This window comes from Sphingomonas floccifaciens, from assembly GCF_042681125.1.
Classification (GTDB): domain Bacteria; phylum Pseudomonadota; class Alphaproteobacteria; order Sphingomonadales; family Sphingomonadaceae; genus Sphingomonas; species Sphingomonas floccifaciens.
Genome location: NZ_JBHUFC010000002.1, coordinates 622,959 through 639,502 on the forward strand (window position 1 = coordinate 622,959; position 16,544 = coordinate 639,502).

The following is a 16,544-nucleotide window of genomic DNA, read 5'->3' on the forward strand; positions in this document are numbered from 1 at the left end:
TCGAATGATATAGGTGCGGGTCGGTCGATCCGAAGCCAATCCCTTATCAGCGATGCGAACATGTCACGCTTCGCTCGTGCCCCGGCACAGCCCAGAGCACGACACTGATTTCGAACGGATGCGTCCGACGTCAGAAGCTCGGCTGATTCGCGTCTCCATCGCCGACCGGCGAATGGATGCCGCATTCAGTCTTGTCCCATCCGCGCCAGCGTCCGGCGCGTGGGTCTTCGCCTGGCTTCACCTTGCTCGTGCAGGGTGAGCAGCCGATCGACGCATAGCCCTCTGCATCCAGCGGGTGGCGGGGCAGGTCGTGCGCGGCGAAATAGGCGTCGAGCGCGGCCTTGTCCCAGTCGGCCAGGGGGTTGAGCTTCAGCCGGCCCTCATCTTCCTCGAACCGCGGCAGGGCACGGCGGGTGCCTGACTGGAAGCCTTTCCGACCGGAAATCCACGCGTCGAACGGCGCAAGCGCGCGGCGCAGTGGCTCGACCTTGCGGATTTCGCAACACCCATCGGGGTCGTAGGACCAGCGCAGGCCCGTCGCATCCTTCGCCGCCAGCACATGCGGATCGGGGCGATAGACGCGCAGATCGGTGAAACCCAATTGCTCGGCGAGTTCATCCCGGTACTGAAGCGTCGCACCGAACATCTTCTGCGTATTAGTGAAAATCACCGGCACCGACCGGTCGACCTGCGCGATCATGTGCAACAGCACCGCCGATTCGGTTCCGAAGGACGACACGGCGGCGATGCGCCCCTTCAGCTCGCCGGCGATCAGCTCGGCGAGCAGGTCCTGCGTCGGCACGCCGGTGAAGCGCGCTTCGTAGGCGGCAGCATCGGCGGCAGTGAAGGCTGGGGTGACGTCGATCGTATCGATCACTCGGGCGGCACTAGCCATGACGAAGCCTCCAGACCGGCGTGCGGTCGTCCGCAGCACGCTGATAGACAGCAGAATAGCGGTCGAGTGCGCGTTGAAGCGCGGCATCGTCGACCGGCGCTTCGGGTGCGAAGCTGTCGAAGCCGCAGCGGCGCATCAGCGGAATCTGGTCGACCAGCACATCGCCCTGGGCGCGCAACTCGCCGGTATAGCCAGCCTCACGCAGCGTGCGCGCGGTCGAATAGCCGCGACCGTCGCGGTAGCCGGGGAAAGCGACCTCGACCAGTTTCAACCGGGCAAGATAGGGGAGCAGCACGCGCACGTCGTCGCCCGATTCCACCCGCACGGCATGCGCATCGGCCTGATCGACGAAGGCATCGAGCGTCACCGCGGGCTCCTCATGCGCCACGTCGTCGCGATAGCGGAGCAACTCAGCCATAGATCGCCTCCTTGAACGGCCCCATGCCGAGGCGACGATAGGTGTCGAGGAACCGTTCGCCGCCCTCGCGCTGGGCGAGATAGACGTCGGTCACCTTCTCGATCGCGTCGACCACGCCGTCCTCGTCGAAGCCGGGGCCGGTGATCTTGGCGAGACTCACATCCTCCGCGCCTGAACCGCCGAGCAGCAGCTGGTAATTCTCGGTGCCTTTCTTATCGACGCCCAGGACGCCGATGTGGCCGGCGTGGTGGTGGCCACAGGCGTTGATGCAGCCCGAAATCTTGAGCTTCAATTCGCCCAGTTCGCGCTGCCGTCCGAGATCGCCGAACCGCGTCGCGATCTTCTGCGCAAGCGGGATCGACCGGGCGTTGGCGAGTGCGCAATAGTCGAGGCCGGGGCAGGCGATGATATCGCTGATCAGGTCGAGGTTCGCCTCCGCCAGCCCGGCCTCGGTCAGCGCGGTCCAGACCGCATATAGGTCGCGCGTCGCGACGTGCGGCAGGACGATGTTCTGGGCATGGGTGACGCGCAGTTCGTCGAAGCCGTAGCGCTCGGCGAGGTCTGCCATCACGTCGATCTGATCGGCCGACGCGTCACCGGGGATGCCGCCGACCGGCTTCAGGCTGATCGTGACGATGCTGTAGCCCGGCTGCTTGTGCGCCGACACATTCTGGTCGAGCCAGACGGCGAAGTCGGGATCGCTGCGGTCGAGGGCGCTCGATGCGTCCTCGGCGAAGGCGGGGGGCGCGAACATCGCGGTGATCCGCTCCAGCTCGGCCACGGGCGGATCGAGGCCAAGCGTCTTCAGGCCGGCATGCTCCTCCGCGACCTGGCGGGCATATTCCGCCGCGCCCAGATCGTGGACCAGGATCTTGATCCGCGCCTTGTAGATATTGTCGCGACGGCCGTGGCGATTGTACACGCGCAGCGCCGCTTCGAGATACGACAAAATCTCCGCTGCGGGCACGAAGCTGTTGATTTCCGGCGCGATCATCGGCGTGCGCCCCATGCCGCCGCCGGCGAAGACGCGGGCACCGATCTGCCCGTCGCGTTCGACCAGCTGGATGCCGATGTCGTGCAGCCGCATCGCCGCGCGATCTGTATCGCTGGCGATCACCGCGATCTTGAACTTGCGCGGCAAATAGCTGAATTCAGGGTGGAAGGTGCTCCACTGCCGGATCAGCTCCGCCCACGGGCGCGGGTCCGTCACCTCGTCTGCGGCGGCACCGGCGAACTGGTCGGACGAGATGTTGCGGATGCAATTGCCCGACGTCTGGATCGCATGCATCTGCACGGTTGCCAATTCGGCCAGGATATCAGGGGCTTCGTCGAGCTTTATCCAGTTGAACTGGATGTTCTGGCGCGTCGTGAAGTGCCCGTATCCGCGGTCGTACTTGCGCGCGATATGGCCGAGCATCCGCATCTGGCGGCTGTCGAGCGTGCCATAGGGCACCGCGACGCGCAGCATATAGGCGTGCAGCTGAAGGTAGAGGCCGTTCATCAGCCGCAGCGGCTTGAACTGGTCCTCGCTCAGCGCGCCAGACAGGCGGCGCTGCACCTGGTCGCGGAATTCCTCGACGCGTGTGTCGACGATGGCCTGGTCATATTGGTCGTAGCGGTACATCAGATTTGCCAACCAAAAGCCGTTCGCCCTGAGCTTGTCGAAGGGCTGTCCTTCTTCAGCGCGACGGAAAAGAAAAAGGGCAGGGCTTCGACAAGCTCAGCCCGAACGGAAGACATCATATCACCCAATCCCCGGCGGTCGGGTCTGCGGGCTTGAGCGTCAGGTCAGGCCGCACGGTCGGGCCGAGCGCGCGGATGCGGTCCTTGATGTGGGCGGGGCGGGGACCATCGGGCGTCGCGGTCGCGTCGATCACATAGGGACCGGTGACGCGCCGGGCACCGTCCTCGGCACGCGCGATGCTCTCGCCACTCTCGGCGACGTCGACCGCGTCCTCGACGTGGCGCGACCAGGCGCTGCCGGACCACCAGACGACGTCACCCGACGCAAGATCGTTTCCGGTCAATATCTTCACGCCATCAGCTCCGCCTGCGTGGCAAGTTTGCCCAGCCGATCGTCGGCGTCGGCCAGCAGCACGACTTCACCGACGACGATGATCGCGGGACTGCCGACCTTTTCACGAACCACCATATCGCCTAGGTCGGCAAGTAGGGTGCGCAGGGCGCGGTGACCGGTCAACGTACCCTTCTCGAGCACCGCGACAGGCATATCGGGCGTCACGCCATCGGCCATCAGCTTGTCGGCGATGTCGGTGCAGGTCGCGACGCCCATGTAGATGACGAGCGTGCGGCCCTTGCCGGCAAGGCCCGACCAGTCTTGGTCCTTCAGTCCCTTGCATTGACCCGCGACGAAGCTGACCGCCGACGACCAGTCGCGATGCGTGAGCGGAAGCATCGCCTCCGCCGCGCAGCCCAGTGCGGCCGACACGCCGGGAATGACTTCGACGGGCAGGCCGGCTTCGCGCACCGCCTCCACCTCTTCGCCGCCGCGGCCGAAGATGAAGGGGTCGCCGCCCTTCAACCGCACGACGACTTGACCCAGGCGGACATGGGCGATGATGAGGGCGTTGATGCCCTCCTGCGGCAGGGTGTGGCGGTTGCGCTGCTTGGCGACCGAGATGCGGTGTGCCTCGCGAGGAGCGATGTCGAGCACGCGCGGGTCGATCAGGCCGTCGTGGACGACGACGTCAGCCGCCTTCAGCGCCTCGACGGCGCGGACGGTCAGCAAGCCGGGGTCGCCCGGGCCGGCACCGACGAGAATGACCCGCCCGCGGGCGGTGGGATCGAGAAGGGTCGCCATGATGGCAAGCGAAATGGGCTTGATGGGCTTTCGCGGCAAACCAGCGATGCTTGGGGGCGGGGTAGAGGAAGTTTTTGACTCACATGAAGGCACGACGACACGAAGGGGGTACAGGCGATCCTCGCTAAGGTTGGAACCGCCTATCGATGCGATGGCAGCTTTAAAGAACGGGCAGTCCGATAAGCGGATTGATCGCGAGAGTGATGCGCTTCGCGCATCGAGGCTCCTCCGTATCTCAGCTAAAAATATATCTTCTTAGTGCTTTCGTGCCTTCGTGTGAGAAACAATCTCACCGATCCCCATCGATATCCCGCAACCCCACCCCAATGAACGCCCGCGCCTGCTCGGCCTCATTGCTCGCCACCGGATAGGCACAATAATCCGCCGCGTAATAGGCCGCGGGCCGATGATTGCCCGACCAGCCGATCCCGCCAAACGGCGCATTCGACGCCGCGCCGTTGGTCGGGCGATTCCAGTTGATGATCCCCGCGCGGACGTTGGCCCAGAAGGCGTCGTATAGCTTCGGATCCTGGCTGATGAGTGACGCCGATAGGCCGTAGCGGGTGGCGTTGGCCTCGTGCAGTGCTTCCTCGAATGTCCTGACCCGCTGGATTTGCAGGATCGGGCCGAACAGTTCGACATCGGGCCGTTCGCGGGCGTCGGTCATGTCGATCAGCGACGGAGTGAGGAACGGCCGGTCCGCTTGTGAACGTTCGAGGTGTTTCAACGGGCGGCCGCCCATCGTCATCAGCGCCAGGAAGCTTTCGGTCAGCATGTCGGCGGTGTCGTTGTCGATCACCGGCCCCATGAACGGCTGTGGGTCGGCATGGGGTTCGCCGACGATGATGCGGCGGCACAGCTTGTCGATCTCGGCGATCAGCGGGTCGGCCAGCGCCTCGTCCACGATCAGGCGGCGCGCGGCGGTACAGCGCTGGCCCGACGTGGTGAAGGCCGATTGCACGACCAGCACCGCGGCCGAATAGAGGTCCGGCTGATCCCAGACGACGATCGGGTTATTGCCGCCCATCTCCAGCGCCAGGATCTTTTCCGGCCGATCGGCATAAAGGCGGTTGAGCGCAAGCCCGGTGCGGGCCGATCCGGTGAACAGCAATCCGTCGATGCCGTCATGCGCGGCGAGCGCCTTGCCCTCGTCAGCGCCGCCGACGACCAGTCGCACGCACCCCTCGGGTACGCCGGCGGCGTGATAGCATTGGACCAGCATGTCGGCGGTCGCCGGGGTCTTTTCCGACGGCTTGAACACGACCGCATTGCCGGCGAGCAGCGCGGGGACGATGTGGCCGTTCGGCAGGTGCGCCGGGAAGTTGTACGGCCCCAGCACCGCGAGCACGCCGTGCGGCTTGTGCCGGAGCGCCATACGCGCGTTCATCGGGGTTTCGCTGCGGCGCTGGCCGGTGCGTTCGGAGTAGGCGGTGACCGAGATGTCGACCTTGGCGATCACCGCCTCGACTTCCGTCCGCGCGTCCCATAGCGGCTTGCCGGTTTCGCGCGCGATCATGTCGCTCAGCGCATCGGCGCGCTGGCGCACGACATTGGCGAAACGGCGCAGGGTCTCGATACGGTAGGCGAGCGGTTGCGAGGCCCAGGCGGGCCAGCTTTCACGCGCGCGGGCGACCTCGGTATCGACGTCGTCGGGCATGCGTTGCCAGAGGAGCGCCCCGGTTGCCGGTTCGGTCGAGATGATTTCTTGGCCCGCCATCCCTGCGTCCTGCCGGGAAAGTCCCGGATTGCCAAGGGGGTCAGGCGAGAGCCTCCCCCATCTGGCGGATTGCCGCGATCTTGGCATCGAACGGCGCCCAGTCGTCGCGCTCGTCGATGGCCGACCAGATGGTCTCGACCTCGTCGATCAGCATCGAGCAGGGCTCGCCGGACCAATAAGGGTGGCGGCGGTCCTTGCGCGCCGAGTAATTGGCGAGCGCGGCGCGGGCTTCGGCGAAAGGCTCCCCATAGCGTTCGGGGATGGTGCCGCCGAATGCGTCGAAGAAGAAGCGGTCGATCGGCGTTTCAGTCGCGCGCATAGCCGGCTCGATCGTTTGAACGAGTGCGCGGTCTTGTGCCGATCCGCGGGGGGTGACGCCAAGCCGCCACAACAACGCATCCGTGACGGCAGACTGATAAAGGTCGGGAAACGTATCGAGCGCCGCAATCAGCGGCTCGGCATCGACCAGGGTTCGCAGGCTGACCGCCAGCTGCATCGCGTTCCAGTGGATCGCTTCTGGTTGACGACCAAAGGCGTAGAGGCCGGCGTGATCGAAATAGGCGGCGACATGGCCGGGGTCCCAGGTCGGCGTGAAGCGCCATGGGCCGTAATCGAAACTTTCGCCGGTGACGTTGATATTGTCGGTATTGAGCACGCCGTGGACGAAACCGGCCGCCATGTAGCTCGCCGCTAGCCGCGCGGTTTTCGCGACGACGTTCTGAAGCAGGCGTACCGGATCGCCGGGCGCATCGTCGTGGAGGTTGACGAGCACATAGTCGACCAGCCGCGCCATCGCCTCGGCATCGCGCAGATAGGCGAGCCGCTGGAACGTCCCGATGCGGATGTGCCCGTGGCTCAGCCGAACGAGCACGGCCGACCGGGTCGGGGAAGGCTCGTCCCCGCGTTCCAGCGCCTCGCCGGTTTCGATCAGGGAGAAGCTGCGCGACGTGTTCACGCCAAGCGCCTGCAACATTTCGGTGGCCAGCACCTCGCGGACGCCGCCTTTCAGGGTCAGCCGGCCATCGCCGAACCGGCTCCAAGGCGTCTGGCCGGAACCCTTGGTGCCGAGATCCAGCAACCGGCCGTCACCATCCTGCACCTGCGCGAACAGGAAACCGCGACCATCGCCGATGTCGGGGTTGTAGTTGCGGAACTGGTGGCCGTGATAGCGAAGGGCCAGCGGCTGATCGAGGCTGCCGGGCAAGGGGGCGAACCGCCCGAAATGGCGCACCCAGTCATCGTCGCTCAATCCGTTCAGCCCGACCTCCGCCGCCGCGCGGTCGTTGCGGAAGCGCAGGATGGTCTGCGGAAAGTCCGCCGCCGCGACGGGATCGTAAAAGGCGTCGCCCAGATCGAGGATCGCGCGAGACGGTTGCAGGATGGTGGCCATGCGGCGATATGGGTGGGCATGGCCGACCAGCGCAACCGCCCCTATGCCGATGCCTATTGGGAATCGCGTGATGGCCTGCGGTTACATGCCCGCGATTATGCCGGCGGCGAGGACGGGCGGCCGCCGATCCTCTGCCTGCCCGGGCTGACCCGTAACGCGCGCGACTATGCGAGCCTGGCCGAACGGCTGGCGCCCGAATGGCGCGTCATCGCGATCGATTTCCGCGGGCGGGGCGAGAGCCAGTACGCCAAGGACCCGATGAGCTATTTCCCGCTCACCTATCTCCAGGACGTCGAGGCGTTGCTGGAAGAGCGCGGCATCGACCGGTTCGTCGCCTTCGGCACCTCGCTCGGCGGCATCGTCACGATGCTGCTCGCCTCGGTCGATCGCCATCGCATCGCCGGGGCGCTGCTGAACGACGTCGGACCGGAGATCGAAGCGGCGGGCCTGTCGCGCATTCGCGGCTACGTCGGCAAGAACAGCTGGCATCCGACCTGGCTGCACGCCGCGCGCGCGTTGGCGGAGGCGAATTCGGACGTCTATGCCGACTATACGATCGAGGCATGGCTCGCGATGGCGAAGCGCCTGTATCGGCTGAATTCCGCCGGGCGCATCGTGCTCGATTACGACATGCGCATCGCCGAACCCTTCCGCGTGCCGGGTAACGAGGCGGGGCCGGATATGTGGCGCACGCTCGATGCGCTGGCCGGACGGCCGGTGCTGGTGCTGCGCGGCGAGCGATCGGACATCCTGTCGGCCAAGACAGCCGAGGCGATGGAGGTTCGGCTCGGTCAGCGCGCGGAAGTGGTGACGGTGCCGGCGGTCGGTCATGCGCCGACGCTCGACGAGCCAACTTCGATCAGGGCGATCGGGCGATTGCTCGATAAAGTGCGGGAACCCGTGACGGCCTGATTCTTTCTTTCCCGACATCCGGGAGAAGAAATTCATGACCGACGTGTCCGACGCGCATACCGCGACCACGCCGCTTGCCGGACGACGCGTCGTCGTCACCGGCGGCACCACCGGCATCGGCCGCGCGATCGCGGTGCTGCTGGCATCCGAAGGTGCCAGACTGCACATTTGCGGCCGTGATCCGGAGCATCTGCAGGACGCGTTGACCCGCATCGCCGAAGTCGGTGAGGGGCAGGGGACGACCGTCGACCTGGGCAAGGAGGGCGCCGTGTCGCGCTACTTCGACGACGCTGCACGTGCGCTCGGCGGGATCGATGTCGCGGTGATCAACGCCGCGATCGCAGCCGAGGGCTGACCGACATGAGCGCGGAGGACTTGCGCTATGCCATCGCCACCGATTTCACCGCCTATCTGACCAGTGCGCATGCCGCGATCGAAAAGGGGGCGACCGACCTGGTCCTGATCGGATCGATGTCGGCGCATGTGCTCGGGCCGGGATCGACCGTCTACGCCGGCATCAAGGCGGGGATCGCCGGCTTCGCCGAAGCGTTGCGCCGTGAGGTCGGGCCAAAAGGCGTCCGGGTCTCGCTGGTCGAGCCGGGCAAGACCGGTGCCGACATGCAGCTGCCCGATATCTCGCCCGAGAAGCAGCGCGAGATGATTCGTGACCAGACCATGCTGCGCGCCGAGGACATCGCCGTCGGCGTCCATTATATTCTCACCCAACCGCAGCGCACCGTCGTCCAGCAGCTGACGATCGTGCCCCGCGATCAGGAGGGCGAATGAGCTTTACCACCGACCGGTTGGTCTTCACGCCGCACGATGTCGACCTGACGCGCTCGCCGTTGCGCGGGCATTTCGATGCCGAAACCTATGTGCTGGGCGCGTTCAACCCCGGCATGACGCGTCTGGCGAACGGTAATCTGCTGCTGATGGTTCGTGTCGCGGAGGCGCTGCGCAAACCGATCTACGATGGACACATCCATGCGATCCGTTGGATCGACGGCAGCTATGTGCTCGACGCCTGGCCGCTGGAGCATGTCGATACCAAGGACCCGCGCAAGTTCATGATGCGCGCGGCGGGCTGGAAGGTGATGGCGCTGACGTCGCTCAGCTGGCTGCTGCCGGTGGAAATGTCGTCCGATGGATTGGAGGTCGTCGCGGTCCACTACGACCGGGCGATCGTGCCGCGAACCGATTACCAATGCTATGGCGTCGAGGATGCGCGGATCAGCCGCGTCGGCGACCGCTATCTGATGACGACCTGCTCGGTCAGCCCGGAGCGGCATTCGACGACGCTCTACACGTCCGACGACGCGCTGGACTGGCGGCTGGAGGGCATCGTCCTCGACCATCAGAACAAGGACATGCTGATTTTCGAAGGGCAGCCCGGCGGCAAATATTGGGCGCAGACCCGGCCGCTCGGCGACCTGTACTTCGCCTATCCGCCCGGCAGCGACTGGCGCGCGGGGCCATCGATCAACCTCGCGACATCCCCCGATGCGCTGCATTGGAAGCCCTATGACGCGCCCGGCATCCGGCCGCACGCAGCCACGCTGGCGACGGCGCGCATGGGGGGCGGTACGCCGCCGATCCTGACCGATCGCGGCTGGCTGACCCTTTGGCATGGGGTCGAGCCGTCGGGCGTCGTCGGCATCTACCGCACCTATTGGTCGATCCTAGACCGCGACGACCCGTCGAAGACCTTGGCAACCGAGCACACCCCGCTGCTCGAACCCGCGCCCGAGCTGACCGATCCGATCCGCGACCTGATGTACCTCGACAACGTCGTCTTCACGACCGGGATCGCGAACGGCGGCGACCATTTTGTCGTGGCGAGCGGGGAGGCCGACCTCGCCTGCCGGATCACGCATGTGCCGAAGGCGGTGTTCGCGTGAGTCTCTCTCCCTTGGGAGAGGGAGGGAGCCGACGCAGTCGGCGGAAGGGTGAGGGCAGGGACGGTGCGCGTCGCCCTCACCCTTTCCGCGCCTACGGCGCTCCCTTCCCTCTCCCGAAGGGAGAGGAAGTTTGAGTGATCCCCTGATCGTCAGTGCCGTGTTCGGCTCCGATGACGCCGCCGCTCTCGATGGCCTGCGGCGCGCGCACTTCCCACCGGAGCGTAACCAGCTTGCCGCGCATCTGACACTGTTCCACCATTTGCCGCCTTCGGTCGCGAACGAGCTGAAACACCGCCTCTCGCAGCTGACGCGCGGGGTGCCCGCTCCGCAGGCGTGGCTGGGCGGGGTCATGTCGCTCGGTCGCGGTACGGCGTTTCGCGTCGAATCGCCCGAGCTGGAGGCGATCCGCGGCGACCTGGCGGCTGCCTTTGCCTCGCTGCTTACACCCCAGGATCGCGCAGGGTGGCGACCGCATGTGACGATCCAGAACAAGGTCACGCCCGCCGAAGCCAAGACCCTTCAGGCGCAGCTTTCCGCCAGTTTTGCCCGTCGCCCGCTCGTGATCCGCGGCCTGGCGAGTTGGTGGTATCGCGGCGGACCGTGGGAAAAACATTCCTCGCACAACTTCGCTTGACCGCCGCGCGCGCCCGACCTATTTGGCGCGCCTCACGGGGTTGGGCGAAGTAGCTCAGCTGGTTAGAGCAGCGGAATCATAATCCGCGTGTCGGGGGTTCAAGTCCCTCCTTCGCTACCACCGACCCCGTGATTTCCCCCCTTTCGGTTTCCCTCTTTCGCCCTGAGCTTGTCGAAGGGCTGCCCGTCTTTGTGCCTTTTGCTCGTTGGCACGAAGAGGGCGGACAGAGCGTCGACAAGCTGGAGCCGGTTTCGATCAGCTTTGTTCCACCGTTCGTGCTGAGCGTAGTCGAAGCAGCTGGTGGAGGGCTGCCCTTCGACTTCGCTCAGGGCGAACGAGAGTGATCAAAGGCGAACGGTGGAATCGGGTCGTCAATCGATCAGCGGTTTCGCCGGCACCGGCTTGCCCGCCCCCAGCGCATCCAGCCGCTCCATCTGGCTCGCCGCATCGCCGACGATGACGTAGGTCATGCGGTCGACCGGCCAGTAGCGTTGCGCGAGACCGCGGATGCGGTCTACCGTCATGCTATCGAGCACCGCGGCTTCGCGCTTCGGATAGTCTACGGGCAGGCCGTAGTCGCCGATCAGGGCCAGCATATCGAGCTTGTCAATCAGCTGTTCGAACTGGAACGCTCGGGCTTTCGACAGTGAGGTCTTGGTCAGTGCCAGGTCGTCGGCGGTGAAAGTCGTCGGATAGTCGGCGACGATCGTGCGGGCCAGGGCTGCGGCCTCAAGCGTGACGTTGGCGCGAACCGGGCTCGACAGCGTCCAGCGACCCTCGGTGCGCCAGCCCTGCATGCCGGAGCGGATGCCGTAGGTGTAGCCTTTGCCCTCGCGTACTTCCTGCGTCAGCCGCGAGGCAAAGCCGCCGCCGCCCAGAATGTAATTGGCGACGTGAAGCGGATAATAATCCGGGTCTGCGCGGCGGACGGTAGGGGCCGAGAACATCAGCAGCGACTGTTTCGCGTCGGGCACGTCGTAGAAGAACAGCCGCGCCGCATCGGGCTTCGTCGCTTCCGGCAGCGCGGCCAGCGCGGTCGAGGCAGTCGTCCACGACGTGGCGAGCGGCGCAAGGGCCGCGGTCGCCTGCCCCTGCGTGACGGCACCGGCGACGCGGAAGCGGGCGAGGCGGGGCGACAGGCGGGCATAGGCGGCCTTCAGGTCGTCGATCGTCAGCGCCGCGACCGACTCGGGCGTCCCGAGGATATCCTGTGCCAGCAGCGAGCCCTGCGGATAGCTGACGACATTCGTCACCCGCGTCGCGAGTGCCTGCGGGTCCGACGTGTTGTCGGCGATCCGAGCCGTCACCGCGGCCTTCGCCAGCGCGAGCTCGGCCGCGTCCCAGCGCGGCTCCAGCAGGATTTCACCGAAGAGCGCCATCGTGGCGTCGTAATTGCGCGCCAGCGTCGTGCCCGACACGATCAGCCGCTCGCGATCGACACTCGCGTCGATCCGCGCGCCGAGCGCCTGTAGCGCCTTTTCGAGCTCAGCCGGGGTGCGCCGCGCGGTGCCGCGGGTCAGCATGCGCGCGAGCAGCGTCGCCGTGCCCGGTTTGGCTCCGGCATCGAGCCGCTGGCCGCCATCGACCGACAGGGTAAAGCGCACGACCGGCAGTTCGCGGTCCTCGATTCCCGATACCGCAATGCCGTTGGTGGCGGTCGCCTGCCACGGTGTCAGCGGGGTCACGGTGGGGGTGGGGCCGAACGGCGGCTCCTTGGTACGGTCGATCTTCGACGGCGTGCGCGTGTAGGCGGTTCGGCCGGCGTTCTGGTCGACCGCAGCTTCGGCGCCCTGCACGATCGGTTCGGTGACGGGTGTGACCATCGTCGCGCCCGTCAAGCCCAGCTGTGGCATGGCCTTGGGCACCGCGCTCACCGACACGCTCGGGCGGTTGAACATGTAGCGGCGGAAGACACGATCGATATCGGCGGGCGTCAGCGCACGCAGGCGGGCGAGATAGGTATCGAGGAAATCGGCGTCGCCGGTCTGCGCTTCGTAACGGGCGATCGTCGTCGCCTTGCCCTCGACGTCGCCCAGCTGGTTGTAGATCGCCGCCTCGCGCAGCGTCTTCACCCGCTGGAGCGCGGCCGGATCGACGCGGAAGCCGGCAAGTCCCTGGTCGATCGCGGCCTTCACCCGGTCGAGCGTGACGTTGGGGAAGGCGCGGACGGCCAACACCGTCTCCCCGGCGATCTCGCTATCCCAATTGCCGATATCGACCTTGTCGGTCAGCTTCTGCTGCTCGACCAACAGCTTGGTCAGCGGCGCGTCGCGGCCCTCGGTCAGCAGATCGCCCAGCACTTCGACCGCCACGGCATCGGGGTCGGCGACCCCGACGGTCGGCCACGCGATGCTCAGTTGCGGCAGCTTGGCGTAGCTGTCGAGATAGGCGATCGACTTCGACCCGGTGAGTGTCACCGGCCGTGGCGTGGGCCGGGCGGCGGGGGCGCCGCGGGGGATCTCACCGAAATATTTCACCACCCACGCCCTTGCCTGCACGGGATCAAAGTCGCCCGCGATCGTCAGCGTCGAGTTGTTGGGCGTATACCAGCGGCGGTAGAAGTCTTGAACGTCGGCCACCTGTGCCGCATCCAGGTCCTTCATCGACCCGATGACCATCCAGCTGTACGGATGATCCTGCGGGTACATCGCCGCCGCCATCAGTTCGTTGACATGGCCATAGGGGCGATTGTCGACCGACTGGCGCTTCTCGTTCTTGACGACCTGCTTCTCCTTTTCGAGCACGGCCGGCGTCACCGTCTTAATGAAGAAGCCGAGCTTGTCGGCTTCCGCCCAGATCATCTTCTCCAGCGCGTCCTTCGGGACTTCTTGGTTGTAGACGGTCCAGTCGCGGCTGGTGCTGCCGTTGGCGCCGGTGCCGCCGACGCGGGTCGACAGCTTGTCGAGACCGCCGGGACCTAGATTCTCCGAGTTGAGGAAGAACAGATGCTCGAACATGTGCGCGAAGCCGGTCCGGCCCGAAACTTCGCGCGAGGAGCCGACATGCGCTGCAAGAACGACGGCAACGACCGGATCGGACCGGTCGATGTGGAAGGTGACTTTCAGCCCATTAGGCAGCGTGTAGCTGCTCGTCGGCAGCACCTTCTGAACCGCCGGGCGGGGCGCGCGGGCGGTCTGGGCGAGCGCGGGCTGGGTCAGCGCGCTAGTGAGTGCGAGTGCGGCGAGCAGGCCCGTGCGTGCGATCGGCATAAATCCCCCGAGATGGTTTTGCGGGGAGGTTAGGCAGACACGGCGGCAAGGACAATCGTCATCGCCGCGGGAGTGCGGGCGGCTTTCGAGAAATCCGTCATCCTGACGAAAGTCAGGATCCAGGGCCAAGCAGATCGGAGGTTCGGGCAAAGCAACTCTGGATTCCGGCTTTCGCCGGAATCACGACAGGGAAGGCGGCTGGATTACCCCACCGGTATCCCCGGCAGCGACTTCGACGTGCGGATGGTCAGCGACGTCTTCACATGGCTCACATTCGGCGCCGGGGTCAGCTGCGTCGTCAGCAGTTCCTGGAAGCTGCGCAGATCGGTCGCGACGATTTTCAGGATGAAGTCGATTTCGCCGTTCAACATATGGCATTCGCGAACCTCGGGGATCGAGGCGACATGCTGTTCGAACGCGGTCAGGTCCGCCTCCGCCTGGCTCTTCAGACTGACCATCGCGAAGACGGTAATGGTGTAGCCGAGACTCGCCGGGTCGAGGCTGGCGTGATAGCCCTGGATCGCGCCAGCTTCCTCCAGCGCGCGGACGCGGCGCAGGCAGGGCGGGGCGGTCAGCCCGACGCGTTCGGCCAGGTCGACGTTCGTCATCCGGCCGTCTTCCTGCAACAGCCCCAAAATCTGCCGATCAATCCGATCGAACGCCATAATCCGCCCCGTTTATTCTACCTTTGTCGATAACCACGATAAGAATATTGCGCAGGAACGCAATTGTCTCACATTCGGACGGGCGCATTTTCGCTATATCCACGGGCATCGTCCGCCGGTTAAGGATTCCTTATCGCCGGCGATCGGGCCGCGTTCTCTAGGGTGTGTATTTTGCGTTTCGACGACGTTCTGGGAACGGTACGGACCATCGACCTGTCGACTCCGGCAGCGGCGCAAGCCGCCTGGCGGCAGATCGTCGACCTGGTCGGGCGCCGCCGCGCGCCGGCCGACGCCTGGGCCTTGTCGACGCTGGAAACCATCCGTGCCAGCGTGCCGGTCGCGGCGCGGGCTGCGAGTGCGCGCGCGTTGTTCGGCGCGACGCCGCCGGCGGCACTGGTCCGCGTGCTCGCGGCCGATGACATCGCGGTCGGCGCGCCCGTTCTGCGCACGGCACAGTTGGACGACGCCGACTGGATCGAACTGCTACCGGCGCTGACGCCTGCCGCCCGCGCGGTCCTGCGCCATCGCCGCGACCTGAGCGCCGGCACGCTGCGCGCGCTCGAAAGCTTCGGGTCGGTCGACTTCGTGCTGTCGGGGGAGGTCGCAGAAGCAGCCGACGTGACGACGGACGTGATGGCCGAGCCAGAGCCCGAGCCAGCCGTGCCGTCCGTTCCGGTCGAGAGCGGCCCCTTCCAGTCGCTCGGTTCGATCGCCAAAACCTTGCCTGTCGTTTCCGAAGCGCTGCGTCGCGAGAACGACAATGAAGCCCCCGCCGCGGAGGGAGAGGTGTTCCGCATCGCCGATGTGGTGGCGCGGATCGAGGCGTTTCAGAAGCGTCGTGACGATGAGCCGAAGGGGCGAGCACCGCGCCCCGATCAGCAGCGCGAAAGTTTCCGCTTCGAAACCGATGCCGCCGGCGTCCTGCGCTGGGCAGAGGGTATGCCGCGCGAGGCTATTCTGGGAACGACGCTCGCCCGCCAGGCCAGTCCTGCGCAATCGGGCGTGGACGGAACCGCGGCCGGTGCGTTCCGGCGTCGCGCGCGGTTCGATGCCGCGCATCTGGTCATCGGCGGCGCTGGTCCCGCGGCTGGCCGCTGGCTGATGTCGGCAGTGCCGATCTTCGACGCAGCGACGGGCCGCTTCGCCGGCTATCGCGGCAGCGCGCGACGGCCCCTGTCGCACGAAGCGCCGACGCGCGCGCCGGCTGCCGCCGGCCCGTCGCCGGACTCCTTGCGCCAACTCGTCCACGAACTGCGCACGCCGACCAACGCCATCGCCGGCTTCTCCGAGATGATCGAGTGCCAGATGCTCGGTCCCGTCGACGAGGTCTACCGCGAGCAGGCAGCGACGATGCGTGACGACGCGCACCGGCTGCTCTCCGCGATCGACGATGTGGACGTCGCCGCGCGTGTCGCAGGCGGAGCGCTGCCCCTGTCGCCGCAAGCGGTAGAGATCGCGCCGCTGGTCGCGCGACTGGCGGGGGATCTGCACCTGCTCGCCGAATCGCGCGGCGCGCTGGTCGAAATCGGCGCCTCCTCGCTGGTGGCGCTGGCCGATCCGGCTGCGCTCGATCGTATCGTGTCGCGCCTGTTGGGCGCGGCGATCGGTGCCGCGGCGATGGGTGAGACGGTGGCGGTTCGGACGCTGCCCGCCGGAACCGGACGCATCGCGCTCGCCCTCACCCGGCCGCGAGCGTTCGACGCGCATCCGGGCGAAGCGATCCTGTCGGTCGACGACGAGGACAGTCCTGCCAGCCTGCTGGGCGTCGGCTTCTCCCTGCGCCTCGTCCGCAACCTGGCGCGCGCGGTCGGCGGGGCGCTCGACATCGGCGATAGCGAACTGACTTTGCACCTGCCGGCCGTGGTCGACGGTGAAATGGGGCACACCGCGTCGTCCTGAGGTTGGGTCAGGCGGAGAGGTACGCTTTCGCTTGGGCGGGTCGCGTCAGGATCAGGTACGCTGGCCATTGTTTAGAGCGTGATCCA

General features: G+C 66.3%; 14 protein-coding genes, 1 tRNA gene and 1 pseudogene. 7 read left to right on the top strand and 9 right to left on the bottom strand.

The features are described from left to right. Positions 1-130: 130 nt before the first annotated feature. From ACFSC3_RS05840 to ACFSC3_RS05870, 7 genes are all read right to left on the bottom strand, one after another. A complete protein-coding gene (locus ACFSC3_RS05840; protein ID WP_380939458.1) occupies positions 131-895 on the bottom strand; it encodes a phosphoadenylyl-sulfate reductase in 765 nt (254 codons plus the stop codon). Then, entirely contained in the window at positions 888-1,313 is a 426-nt protein-coding gene (locus ACFSC3_RS05845) for a DUF934 domain-containing protein (RefSeq protein ID WP_380939459.1), read from the bottom strand. Before ACFSC3_RS05845 ends, ACFSC3_RS05840 begins: the two co-directional genes overlap by 8 nt. Continuing rightward, positions 1,306-2,937 (bottom strand): nitrite/sulfite reductase, encoded by a 1,632-nt coding sequence (locus tag ACFSC3_RS05850; protein ID WP_380939672.1) that lies wholly within the window; start codon positions 2,935-2,937, stop codon positions 1,306-1,308. The genes ACFSC3_RS05845 and ACFSC3_RS05850 overlap by 8 nt, the downstream gene beginning before the upstream one ends. A gap of 115 nt (positions 2,938-3,052) precedes the next feature. Then, on the bottom strand, positions 3,053-3,349 hold the full coding sequence (locus tag ACFSC3_RS05855; RefSeq protein WP_380939460.1) for a DUF2849 domain-containing protein: 297 nt from the start codon (positions 3,347-3,349) through the stop codon (positions 3,053-3,055). After that, positions 3,346-4,134 (bottom strand): uroporphyrinogen-III C-methyltransferase, encoded by a 789-nt coding sequence (gene cobA, locus ACFSC3_RS05860; RefSeq protein WP_380939461.1) that lies wholly within the window; start codon positions 4,132-4,134, stop codon positions 3,346-3,348. The genes ACFSC3_RS05855 and cobA overlap by 4 nt, the downstream gene beginning before the upstream one ends. Positions 4,135-4,423: 289 nt before the next feature. Further along, entirely contained in the window at positions 4,424-5,851 is a 1,428-nt protein-coding gene (astD, locus tag ACFSC3_RS05865) for a succinylglutamate-semialdehyde dehydrogenase (RefSeq protein ID WP_380939462.1), read from the bottom strand. A gap of 40 nt (positions 5,852-5,891) precedes the next feature. After that, positions 5,892-7,241 carry a protein adenylyltransferase SelO gene (locus tag ACFSC3_RS05870; RefSeq protein WP_380939463.1) on the bottom strand — a complete coding sequence of 450 codons (1,350 nt, stop codon included), beginning with the start codon at positions 7,239-7,241 and terminating at the stop codon, positions 5,892-5,894. A gap of 18 nt (positions 7,242-7,259) precedes the next feature. Here ACFSC3_RS05870 and ACFSC3_RS05875 point away from each other — a divergent pair, with 18 nt between their 5' ends. The 6 genes and pseudogenes from ACFSC3_RS05875 to ACFSC3_RS05905 all read left to right on the top strand — a co-directional run bounded on the left by ACFSC3_RS05875 (position 7,260) and on the right by ACFSC3_RS05905 (position 11,029). Further along, positions 7,260-8,153 (top strand): alpha/beta fold hydrolase, encoded by an 894-nt coding sequence (locus tag ACFSC3_RS05875; RefSeq protein WP_380939464.1) that lies wholly within the window; start codon positions 7,260-7,262, stop codon positions 8,151-8,153. Between the two features lie 34 nt (positions 8,154-8,187). Continuing rightward, positions 8,188-8,939 (top strand): annotated as a pseudogene (locus ACFSC3_RS05880) (SDR family oxidoreductase). Next, positions 8,936-10,051 (top strand): glycoside hydrolase family 130 protein, encoded by a 1,116-nt coding sequence (locus tag ACFSC3_RS05890; protein ID WP_465270252.1) that lies wholly within the window; start codon positions 8,936-8,938, stop codon positions 10,049-10,051. Before ACFSC3_RS05880 ends, ACFSC3_RS05890 begins: the two are co-directional and overlap by 4 nt. Positions 10,052-10,181: 130 nt before the next feature. After that, positions 10,182-10,685: a 2'-5' RNA ligase family protein gene (locus ACFSC3_RS05895; protein WP_380939465.1), complete on the top strand. Its 504-nt coding sequence runs from the start codon at positions 10,182-10,184 to the stop codon at positions 10,683-10,685. A 43-nt stretch (positions 10,686-10,728) separates the two neighbouring features. Continuing rightward, positions 10,729-10,805: transfer RNA gene (locus ACFSC3_RS05900), tRNA-Met, on the top strand. A gap of 8 nt (positions 10,806-10,813) precedes the next feature. After that, the gene (locus ACFSC3_RS05905; protein ID WP_380939466.1) at positions 10,814-11,029 is read left to right on the top strand and encodes a hypothetical protein; all 216 of its coding nucleotides are present in this window, start codon (positions 10,814-10,816) and stop codon (positions 11,027-11,029) included. A gap of 27 nt (positions 11,030-11,056) precedes the next feature. Here the strand turns inward: ACFSC3_RS05905 and ACFSC3_RS05910 are convergent, their stop codons facing one another. Then, complete coding sequence (locus ACFSC3_RS05910) at positions 11,057-13,894, bottom strand: M16 family metallopeptidase (RefSeq protein WP_380939467.1); 2,838 nt, start codon at positions 13,892-13,894, stop codon at positions 11,057-11,059. Positions 13,895-14,097: 203 nt separating this feature from the next. Further along, entirely contained in the window at positions 14,098-14,559 is a 462-nt protein-coding gene (locus ACFSC3_RS05915) for an Lrp/AsnC family transcriptional regulator (protein WP_380939468.1), read from the bottom strand. Between the two features lie 162 nt (positions 14,560-14,721). On the opposite strand from ACFSC3_RS05915, the gene ACFSC3_RS05920 reads away from it, so the two are divergent. Next, positions 14,722-16,458, top strand: coding sequence for a sensor histidine kinase (locus tag ACFSC3_RS05920; protein ID WP_417774577.1), 1,737 nt, complete (start codon positions 14,722-14,724; stop codon positions 16,456-16,458). Positions 16,459-16,544: the final 86 nt, after the last annotated feature.